General features: G+C 58.8%; 8 protein-coding genes and 2 pseudogenes. 8 read left to right on the plus strand and 2 right to left on the minus strand.

The genetic code is table 11. The features are described from left to right. Positions 1-280 precede the first annotated feature (280 nt). The 3 genes from P0D89_RS48660 (at position 281) to P0D89_RS48670 (ending at position 3,206) form a co-directional block, all read left to right on the plus strand. Positions 281-1,960: a phospholipase C gene (locus P0D89_RS48660; RefSeq protein WP_408370917.1), complete on the plus strand. Its 1,680-nt coding sequence runs from the start codon at positions 281-283 to the stop codon at positions 1,958-1,960. 183 nt (positions 1,961-2,143) lie between these two features. Beyond that, complete coding sequence (locus tag P0D89_RS48665; protein WP_408370919.1) at positions 2,144-2,473, plus strand: hypothetical protein; 330 nt, start codon at positions 2,144-2,146, stop codon at positions 2,471-2,473. Positions 2,474-2,486: 13 nt separating this feature from the next. Continuing rightward, complete coding sequence (locus P0D89_RS48670; RefSeq protein ID WP_408379092.1) at positions 2,487-3,206, plus strand: IS6 family transposase; 720 nt, start codon at positions 2,487-2,489, stop codon at positions 3,204-3,206. A 280-nt stretch (positions 3,207-3,486) separates the two neighbouring features. On the opposite strand, the pseudogene P0D89_RS48675 reads toward P0D89_RS48670, so the two are convergent. Further along, positions 3,487-3,669: pseudogene (locus P0D89_RS48675) on the minus strand (IS6 family transposase); the annotation flags it as partial. A 257-nt stretch (positions 3,670-3,926) separates the two neighbouring features. Here P0D89_RS48675 and P0D89_RS48680 point away from each other — a divergent pair. Continuing rightward, complete coding sequence (locus tag P0D89_RS48680) at positions 3,927-4,235, plus strand: GntR family transcriptional regulator (protein WP_408370399.1); 309 nt, start codon at positions 3,927-3,929, stop codon at positions 4,233-4,235. Between the two features lie 348 nt (positions 4,236-4,583). Further along, a complete protein-coding gene (locus P0D89_RS48685; protein ID WP_408370401.1) occupies positions 4,584-4,991 on the plus strand; it encodes a hypothetical protein in 408 nt (135 codons plus the stop codon). Between the two features lie 242 nt (positions 4,992-5,233). On the opposite strand, the gene P0D89_RS48690 is transcribed toward P0D89_RS48685, so the two are convergent. Next, positions 5,234-5,641, minus strand: a complete 408-nt coding sequence (locus P0D89_RS48690) for a hypothetical protein (RefSeq protein WP_408370403.1) — start codon at positions 5,639-5,641, stop codon at positions 5,234-5,236. 772 nt (positions 5,642-6,413) lie between these two features. Here P0D89_RS48690 and P0D89_RS48695 point away from each other — a divergent pair. The 3 genes and pseudogenes from P0D89_RS48695 to P0D89_RS48705 all read left to right on the plus strand — a co-directional run. Further along, on the plus strand, positions 6,414-7,100 hold the full coding sequence (locus tag P0D89_RS48695) for a response regulator transcription factor (RefSeq protein WP_408370405.1): 687 nt from the start codon (positions 6,414-6,416) through the stop codon (positions 7,098-7,100). Then, the gene (locus P0D89_RS48700) at positions 7,084-8,394 is read left to right on the plus strand and encodes a sensor histidine kinase (RefSeq protein WP_408370407.1); all 1,311 of its coding nucleotides are present in this window, start codon (positions 7,084-7,086) and stop codon (positions 8,392-8,394) included. Before P0D89_RS48695 ends, P0D89_RS48700 begins: the two co-directional genes overlap by 17 nt. Positions 8,395-8,563: 169 nt before the next feature. Next, a pseudogene (locus P0D89_RS48705) lies at positions 8,564-9,172 on the plus strand (IS6 family transposase); the annotation flags it as partial. Between the last annotated feature and the right edge of the window lie 233 nt (positions 9,173-9,405).

The following is a 9,405-nucleotide window of genomic DNA, read 5'->3' on the forward strand; positions in this document are numbered from 1 at the left end:
GTCTGGACTTTAACCGATCTAGCTCCGCCGATCAAAACTCCAGGCCTGACGCGGCTCACAGACAAATTCAGCCGCGCCATAAAACCCGCAACCAGTTGGTAAGGACTCTGACACCGAGCATTCATACGTCGATGCTCTAATAGCTGCGCTTTCCTGGCCCCCGCTGCCGCGCAGCCCTTCACATCCGAGCGGTATCAGCGATGTGATGGGGATCCGACAGTCCTCATGCTTGGGCGTCGCGGCCACCCCCGACAATACGAATCCAAACTGGAGCCGCATAATGAAATGGCGTCATGTAGCACTTGGTTCGCTCACAGCCGCAGCACTCGCATCGTCAGTTGCATGGAGCGCCAATGATAAAACACCGCCGGGGCAAGTTCGTACGGCCACTCCGATCAAGCATCTGGTCGTGATCTTCGGTGAAAATCGTTCCTTCGATCACTACTTCGGCACCTACCCGAACGCGCAGAACCCGGCCGGTGAGCCCGCGTTCACAGCGGCGGCGAATACGCCGACCCAGATCAACACCTTGAATCAGAAATCGCTTCTGACGAGCAACCCGAACTTCCTTAACACGGCTAACAACGCGTTTGCCGCAGGTAGCGGCAAGAACCCGTTCCGCCTCGACCGCAGCCAGGCCAACACGAACGGCCAGTCGCACGACTATCGCAACGAGCAGCTCGCCTACGACAATGGCGCGGCTGACCTGTTCCCCAAGTTCACGGGTAACAACGGTGCCGGGAGCGGTTCGACATTCGGTACGCCGGGTCTCGTGATGGGCTACTTCGACGGCAACACGGTCACGGCGCTCTGGAACTACGCCCAGAACTTCGCAATGAGCGACAACATGTACACGGACACGTACGGACCGTCGACGCCGGGTGCGCTTGAAGTCGTCTCGGGCCAAACGAACGGCGGTGTTCCCGCGAACGGCGCCGCACAAGGCGACAACGTCATCGCCGACGGCACCGGAGGCTTCACGGTCAATGGCGACTCGGACCCGACAGGCGACCTGTGCTCGTCGACGTCCGCCAGCGGCAATGTCACGATGTCCGCGAACAACAAGAACATCGGTGACCTGCTCAATGCGAAGAACATCACGTGGGGCGGATTCATGGGTGGTTTCGACCTGACCGCCAAGAACCCGAACGGCACGACGGCGTGCAACCGCAGTACGTTCTCGTCGGTCCTCGGTGCAACGAAGGTGGACTACGTGCCTCACCACAACTGGTTCCAGTACTATGCGACGACGGCCAACCTGGCGCACACCCGCCCGACGTCGACCGCGCTGATTGGCCAGACCGATCCGCTCGATTCGACGGCTACGCCGGTTCACCATCAATACGACGTCAACGACTTCTTCGCGGCTGTCTCGTCGGGTAACTACCCGTCGGTCAGCTATCTGAAGGCACCGGCCGTCGGCGACGGCCACCCGGGCAACTCAGATCCGATTGACGAACAGGCGTTCTACACGAAGGTCGTCAACTTCCTGGAGCAACAGCCGGACTGGAAGAACACTGCCATCATCATCACCTACGACGATTCGGATGGCTGGTACGACCATGCTTACGCAACGCCGACGACTTCATCGTTCGACCCGACCGCCGATCAGCTGAATGGCGTAGGTACCTGTAACGCAGCGGGCGCAACTCAAGGCGTCGGCGTGACGGGCGCTGCTGTGAACGGCCGTTGCGGTCCGGGCACGCGTGTTCCGCTCATCGTGATCTCGCCGTATGCACGTAGCAACTATGTCGACCATACGCTGATTACGCAAGCGTCGGTTGTCAAGTTCATCGAAGACAACTGGCTCGGCGGCACGCGCATCGGTGGCGGATCGCACGATGCGGCGACGGGCAGCCTCAATTCGCTGTTCGACTTCAAGAATGGTGGCAAGACGCCGGCGGTGTTTCTCGACACGAACGCTGGCACCAAGCTGTCCTCCGCGCCGGCGAAGAACTAAGCAGTCAGATTGACACGCCTGGTTTGTCTGTCTGTCATGCCGCAGGGGACGTGCTGGTCAATCCTGCGGCGTGACGTTCGGTGAACGGGTCGTTGATAAGAGACAGTCAGTAAATGCGTCGAGCCAGCCGGTACGGTGGCTCGACTTGCTTATTTGCAGTTCAGATTTGCTACAGCTATCGCCATGAACCTTCCTTCGAATGCCACCTTGCCTTCGCAACTACCCACCGGAAGCGGCCCGTCTCCCGACGCTGCCAGCCACACGCTGCGCCGCCGGATCCTGTGGATACTGTTGGGCATCGTGCTGGCATGCGCCATCGTAGTTGGCTACGCGCTGATCTACCCCGAACGTATGCCCGCGGCGATCGGTGACAGGGTTGAGGACCTGACGGGCGCGAACGCACAGCCGGTCAAGCTCTTGCGTCCCCCAGTCGCACCCCTTAGCGCGGCGGCCGTGCTCGGCAGGGTTGTGGTGCAATTCCGGCGCGTCGGTCTGTTACCCTTGAACTTTTGACGACCACGAGCCAATGAGCAAGCTGAAAGATCTCGAATGGTTGTTCAACGGGCGTCATTTCGACCGCGAAGTCATCGTCCTTTGCGTGCGTTGGTATCTGCGCTACAAGCTCAGTCTGCGTGATCTTGTCGAGATGATGGCTGAGCGCGGCCTGTCCCTCGCCCACACTACGATCCTGCGTTGGGTGAAGCGCTACACGCCGGAGTTCGTCAAACGCTGGAATCGGTTGGCTACGACAGCCGGTCAGTCGTGGCGGGTCGACGAGACCTACGTGAAGATTCGCGGCAAATGGGCCTATCTCTACCGTGCCCTTGACCGGGCGGGAAAGACGATCGATTTTCGCCTCAGCGCCAGGCGCGACGCGGCGGCAGCAAAGGCGTTCTTCGCGAAGGCAATCAGGACTCAGGGACGCGCTCCTGAGACGATCACGCTAGACGGCTACGCGGCATCTCATCGGGCGGTCCGCGAGATGAAGACCGACGAGTCGCTACCCAGGCGAACGAAATTGCGATCCTCGAAGTACCTGAGTAACCTGATTGAGCAGGTTCACCGCCACATCAAATCGCGCGTGAACGTGATGCTCGGATTCAAGCGGTTCCGCAGTGCCGCCGTTACCCTCTCCGGGATCGAACTGATGCATCGCATTCGCAAAGGCCAGTTCGATCTCACCAGCATCCACCTCAAAGATACCACTTCGCCCTCGATTTGGATGGCGGTTCTTTCAGCTCGCTGAGGTTTCCGAAGCAAGAGCGATTTCTCGCCCGCCTACCGAGTTTGCACCACAACCCTGCGGATGTGGTCAGAGACCTGACGGTCCGCTTTTTGGGGCAGGCCGGTGCGCAAGGAAGTGATGACGAATGCTTATGCTGGCAAAGGGTAGAGTCGCCCGGAACGTGTCTGTCCGATCTCGCCATCGTTCATTTGCCTCTTGGCAATCGTGTGAGCGGGATGCTACTCAACGGGATACGAGCACAACGAAAATCCTTGAACCCGAGCGTCGGTCGAGTCCTCTGCTTGATCGCCCAGGGATGTACGGTCGAATGATCGACCGGGATGCCGCGCTCATCCATCATTTCTTCGGGATGTCGCAGGCTCAGCGGATTGGCCACTTACCAGCGTATGCACGTCAGCATTACGTTGAGCGGATAGGGCAGGCGTTCGAGTACTCGGGCCACTGCCGGATTCAACGTCGTCATCAGGCTTTCACGTCGCACAACCAAATTTGTCACTTCGGAGACTTCATTCACGCTTAAGCTCCACGTGTTAAATGCTTGATGATCTGGCCACGTATCGCAGTTAGTCAATTATCGGGAAGTCTATTCGGCACGTCGTTTGTTTAGCCCGTAAGGAAGGAAAGCTAACGTGTTACAGAATTACGGATCGGTTGACGTCCGTCAATATCTCCCGGAGGCGGGCGTCAGGCCCGTCTCGGTAAAACTCTACTGAGGTAATGATGAACACTCTGCAAACCGCTTCGAAGCTTCAATCGTCACTACCGCTAGAGACGGCCACCAAATGGCGTGTGGACTTCGCCAGCATTCGCGGTCGGGTCTATCTTTCGATTGCAGCGCAGATCGAGGAAGCAATCCGTGCGGGTATCTTCTTGCCGGGAGACCGACTTCCTTCGCAACGCGCGCTAGCCGACGATCTAGGTTTCCACGTGAACACGATCAACGCGGCCTTCAAGGAAGCCGCACGCCGAGGCCTCGTTCGCGGCTGCACAGGTCGTGGCACTATCGTCTTGCCGCGCGCGTCCGCGTAGGTAACGCAATTAAACACTGGACGTCTTGATGGTCAGCGCTGCCCGTCCACGCGCTCCTCAGAACCACGGGATCTTTCTGTCCCGTGACGGATTTTGACAGCGCGACGCAGGACCTTCCGATGGCAGGGTGATCATGCAGTTTTGTTGGTCATGTGGCTATTTGCCTGGTGGCGATTCGGCGACCGGTCACAGGAAATGTCATACGGAAGGAGATTAGAAGTGCGGCATGCTCTGCGGTCAGAGAGATATTCTGGGAGGGACTACAGCCGAAGGTAGCGAAGGCTGTTCGCTGTCCGGTCACTGCCTCATGCATGCGGAAAATTTTGCCTCTCTTTGGATTCGAATCGTATGAACACCCTGCAAATCCGTCTCCTGTCACTTGCGCTCTTTGCCGTGTTGTGCGCGACGTTGACTTACTGGATCGTCACCCTGACTTCACACTCCGCGCCCGTGGCCGCCGCCATGCGTCCGTCCGTTTCTAACAACGAAGCCGAGGCGCTCTTCGGCGGCAAGCTCGCGCGAAACGCGAATGCAGACGTGCACCTGTTTGGCATCCTCGTGCTGCAGCGTGGCGCCGCAGCGATTGTCAGTATCGGCGACAATCCACCAAAGGCGGTGTCGCTCGGTGGCCCGCTTGCGGAGGGCGCGACGCTCGCCGACGTGCGCGCACGCTCCATCGTGATCGAACGCAGCGGGGCGCATTCTGAAGTGTTTCTTCCCGCCAATGCAGGCGCCCCTACGATCTTCGTGCGCTGATCCCAGATTCTCGCCGCTGGTCTGGTCTCGCCGCTTAGCGGGAGTCGTCGATTACGTCAGAACCAATCCGCGAAGCCCGTCGCCTCCCTCCGGGAGACACCGGAGGGAGTGTCTTCGTCCTGAGACGGCAACGTCGGTAGTTCCCGTTCACGACGGTATCCCGAAAGCTCCTCCATCATTTCCGAAGTGGCCGGTACCGGCCGCTCGTTGCCACGTTTGCCAGGCACCTTGTTTATATCCTGCTACGGACATCCGGGAATCGACGGAAGCGGCGAATGCGTGTCGTCGTGCAGAAACGCGTGGAGGCGCGTCCACGCCTCTCTATACCTCCACGACGGCATCGAACCTAATTGGCGATCGTGCAGTGCCAGGATCGGTGCGAGTACGGCGCGATCTGCCGCGGAGAGCGGCCAGTTTCCGTCGCGATTTCCACGCAGCCCGCAGCATTCGAGTGCGGCTTCCGCAGCCCGGAACATGTCGAGGTCGACGGGTTCATGCTCCATCCCGGCCGTGAAATACGCGAGAAAGACGACCTTGAGCAGAACGTTCACCTGGTCCATGCTGCCGCGGCCGCTGTGCAGCGCGACGAGCGCAAGGTGGTGCTCGAGCGACATAGCGCGAACTCTCGCGAGCGGCAGTGGCAGCAGCATGTCTCGGGTGAGGGGCTTCCTTCCGGGCTTGCGGGAACTAGGAGAAGACTTTCGGGACATATTCATCATGTGCGAGGTGGTTGCGTGATTGCGGAATGTCAATCGCCTCCACAAGAGTGCACCCATGCTGGGCGCACAAAAAGAAGGCCCGAACTCGCTTCCGGCCCGAGAAAGGTGGTCATGGCATAGCGCCGTCGGCACACAACGTGACTGTGCCGAACTTCGCCAGCGGTGTTAACCACCTGCGTGGTCGAGCAAACGAAACAGCGCGACATGCGGGCGTCGTGAACGTCGGAAATGGAAATCCGCCACCGTCCCGTCCGCACGAAAAATAACACCCTCGCCTTAAGGTCAGCTTAGGAAGTGACGAAACGCACTGAACGGTGGCGCCGCTTCATTCACTGTTCCCCCGCAAGCCCGGGGGAACGCGTGACGACCGAGCGGCGTGATGCCATCAAACTGGGAGCGACTTCAGAATTTGTAAAACACAGCACTTTTTGGGCTGCAAAGCCTTGCTGGATAAGGGTGTGGCCTCATCCCGACAAAACGCCCAATGGGCGATCACCAGTAAGCGGCAAGTCTTTGATTCTATTGATTGTGCGGTGCGGCTATCGGGCTTTAATGTCCGAATTCTGAAGTCGCCTCATAGAGCGTGCCTCCGTGCGACCGGCAAAGAGTGCACGCTATCAAAACGGTCACGATCAGGCGATACCATGTCGCCTGCGCATCGAATGCGAGCCTTAAATACCGCCCATTTGCCGGAAGCCGCACCATGAGAGTATTGATCATCGAAGACGACACTGCCATTGCAGCGAATCTCTACGACTATCTGGAAAGCGAAAGCTATGTGGTCGACGTTGCGTCGGAAGGTGTGATGGGCCTGCATCTAGCCATCACGCAGCAATGGGACGCCATCCTTCTTGACTTGGGTTTGCCGGGTGTGGACGGCTTGACGATTTGCCGGAAGCTGAGGGAAGAAGCGCGTTGTGACACGCCTGTTCTCATGCTGACGGCCAAGGACACGCTCGACGACAAACTGCGGGGCTTTGTCCAGGGTGCGGACGACTATCTCATCAAACCCTTTTCGCTCAAGGAGGTCGGCGCACGCCTTGCGGCGCTGATCAAGCGCTACAAAGGACAGGTGACGCAACCTGTCTTGCATTGCGCGGATGTGCGCTTCGATCTGGCGACGCTGGCCGTCGAGCGTGCCGGGCGGCCGGTCAAACTGCCGCCCAAGTGCCTGCAACTGCTGCGCATTCTGATGCGGGCGCCGAATCGAGTATTTGCCCGCTCCGAACTGGAAGCAGACGTTTGGGGCGAGCCGCTGGACAGCGACACGTTGCGCACGCACGTCTATACGCTGCGGCGTGCCTTGACGGCGCATGGTGAAGATGACGTGATCGAGACGGTGCACGGCCTAGGCTACCGGTTCGTGGTGAGCGATGCGAACGCGTCGTAGCCTGCGTCTGAAGGTCGCGCTGGTCTTTTCCGCGCTCACGATCCTGCTTCTCGTCGCCCAGGCACTGGGTGTGAAGGCGCTCGCCGAAGCCCAGGAAGAGAGGCTTATTGATGCGCTTATCGAAGACGACATGGCAAGCCTGATCCGCAGCTTCAGAATCGACCCGAATCTCATTCCATCTCTCGATCCGCGGCTTGACGCCCACGTATCCGTCGCAGGCGCGGTGCCTGTCGTCTTGCCCACGTCAGTCAAGGATCTCCCGGAAGGCGCACATGAAATCATCATCGACGACCAGGAGATCCACGTGGCCGTCGCCCCGTTTGACGGGGCGAAGATTTTTCGCGTGTATAACTTCAACCGCTACGAGCGACGCTTCAAGCGAGTGGTCGATGAGCTGATGACCGGCACCGGTGCCTTTGCGCTGCTGACCATCTGGCTTGCGTTCGGTTTGTCGGGTCTGTTGGTACGCCAGGTGGCGGGCTTTGCACGCCAAGTTGAAGCGCTCAGGCTGCTGGGCGGATCCGCATCGATCAATCCGGGCAAGTATGACGAAGCCGAAGTCATCGAACTGGTCACGGCCTTCAACGACTATCACGGCCGCTTCACCGACATGATCGAGCGCGAAAAGGAATTCACTGGCAACGTCAGTCATGAGTTACGCACGCCGCTCACGGCGATCAAGACGAGCAGCGAATTGCTCGAACAGGATGCTTCGATGAGCCCGAAATCCCGGGCGCGGCTGTGGCAGATCAATCGCGCCGCAGACAACATGATCGAACTGATAAACGCGCTGCTGCTGCTTGCAAGAGAGGAATCGACAGTCGATATCGGCCCCGTCAACCTCGCGAATTCGATCGAAACCGCACTTGCGCCATTCTCCGACCGCGCGGCGCTCAAGGGCGTGTCGGTGGCGCTCGACGTGAACCGCGATCTGGAGGTCGATGTCAACCATTCCGCACTCGCGATCGTGCTGTCGAACCTGATCGACAATGCTACGCGGTACACGGACCACGGGACGATACGCTTTTCCTACGTCGGCGGGGCGCTGTGGATCGAGGACTCCGGCCCGGGCATTCCGACCGATGCGCTGCCGCACGTTTTCGAGCGGTTTTACCGGGCCGACTCGGTCGTTGCGTCCGCACGTGGTTTTGGCATCGGACTCTCGATCGTGAAGAAGATCTGCGACTGGTACGGCTGGGCGGTCGAACTGGACAGCGGTCCAGATCAAGGCACCCGGGTTTCTCTCAGGCTGCCACTCGCGGGCCCGAATCTGCAAGGCTTCACGGCAAACTGAGCTGTCTTGACCAAAACTTCACAAGCGTTTGCGTAGGATGCAGGTCTGTCTCCATCTCGTCAGGTGGCCAACAGACCATGGATGCCGACATGCGCCGACTGCGATTCTGGTGCAAATAGCGCAGGTCGAATCGGTTACAGTTTCGGGCCGAGCAAATTGAGAGTGCCGAATGAGCAAGCTGAAGAGTCTGGAGGAATTATTCGCAGGGCGGCATTTTGAGTGCGAGGTCATCATCCTTTGTGTTCGCTGGTACCGGCGCTACAAACCCAGCCTCGGGGACCTCGTTGAAATGATAGCTGAGCGGGGACTGTCGCTGGCGCACACAACCATCTTGCGTTGGGTAAGACGCTACTCACCTGAGCTCGTCAAGCGTTGGAACTGGTTTGGCACGGCCACCGGTCAGTCTTGGCGTGTTGATGAGACGTTGATCAAACTGCGGGGCAAATGGGTCTATCTGTACCGCGCGGTGGATCGGCCCGGCCAGACGGTGGACTTTCTGCTGCGCGCCAGGCGCGACGTGCAAGCAGCCAAAGCCTTCTTCAGGAAGGCGATCAAACATCAAGGCCGGTCGCCGCAAACCATCACACTTGATGGTTCTGCGGCTTCGCATCTTGCGGTGCGCGAGATGGAGGTCGACGGTGAACTGCCCGAAGGCACAAAGGTGCGCTCCTCGAAGTACCTGAACAATTTGATCGAGCAGGATCACCGCAACGTTAAGTCCCGCACCAACGCCATGCTCGGGTTTAGGCAATTCAGCAATGCCGCGATCACGATAGCCTGAATTGAGTTGATGCATCGCATTCGCAAAGGACAATTTGGCCTCGCCGGACTGCATCTCAAAGAGGCAGCTGCGCCTGCTGTCTGGATCGTAGTCCTCTCGAATCGATAAGGTATCCTACTGAGTTGCATTGTCTAGATTCATCGAAATATTCGCACCAGGGTCCATTGATTCACGTCTCTGACATACGCAAACGATAAGTTTTTATGGCTGAGCGACAGGAAAGTTCAGCA

This window comes from Paraburkholderia sp. RL18-085-BIA-A (assembly GCF_046027075.1).
In the GTDB taxonomy this organism is placed as follows: domain Bacteria; phylum Pseudomonadota; class Gammaproteobacteria; order Burkholderiales; family Burkholderiaceae; genus Paraburkholderia.

Bases quoted from the DNA above. Each gene is read 5' to 3' on its own strand.
- P0D89_RS48660 (WP_408370917.1), top strand. From the start codon at position 281: ATGAAATGGCGTCATGTAGCACTTGGTTCGCTCACAGCCGCAGCACTC.
- P0D89_RS48665 (WP_408370919.1), top strand. From the start codon at position 2,144: ATGAACCTTCCTTCGAATGCCACCTTGCCTTCGCAACTACCCACCGGA.
- P0D89_RS48670 (WP_408379092.1), top strand. From the start codon at position 2,487: ATGAGCAAGCTGAAAGATCTCGAATGGTTGTTCAACGGGCGTCATTTC.
- P0D89_RS48680 (WP_408370399.1), top strand. From the start codon at position 3,927: ATGAACACTCTGCAAACCGCTTCGAAGCTTCAATCGTCACTACCGCTA.
- P0D89_RS48685 (WP_408370401.1), top strand. From the start codon at position 4,584: ATGAACACCCTGCAAATCCGTCTCCTGTCACTTGCGCTCTTTGCCGTG.
- P0D89_RS48690 (WP_408370403.1), bottom strand. From the start codon at position 5,641: ATGCTGCTGCCACTGCCGCTCGCGAGAGTTCGCGCTATGTCGCTCGAG.
- P0D89_RS48695 (WP_408370405.1), top strand. From the start codon at position 6,414: ATGAGAGTATTGATCATCGAAGACGACACTGCCATTGCAGCGAATCTC.
- P0D89_RS48700 (WP_408370407.1), top strand. From the start codon at position 7,084: ATGCGAACGCGTCGTAGCCTGCGTCTGAAGGTCGCGCTGGTCTTTTCC.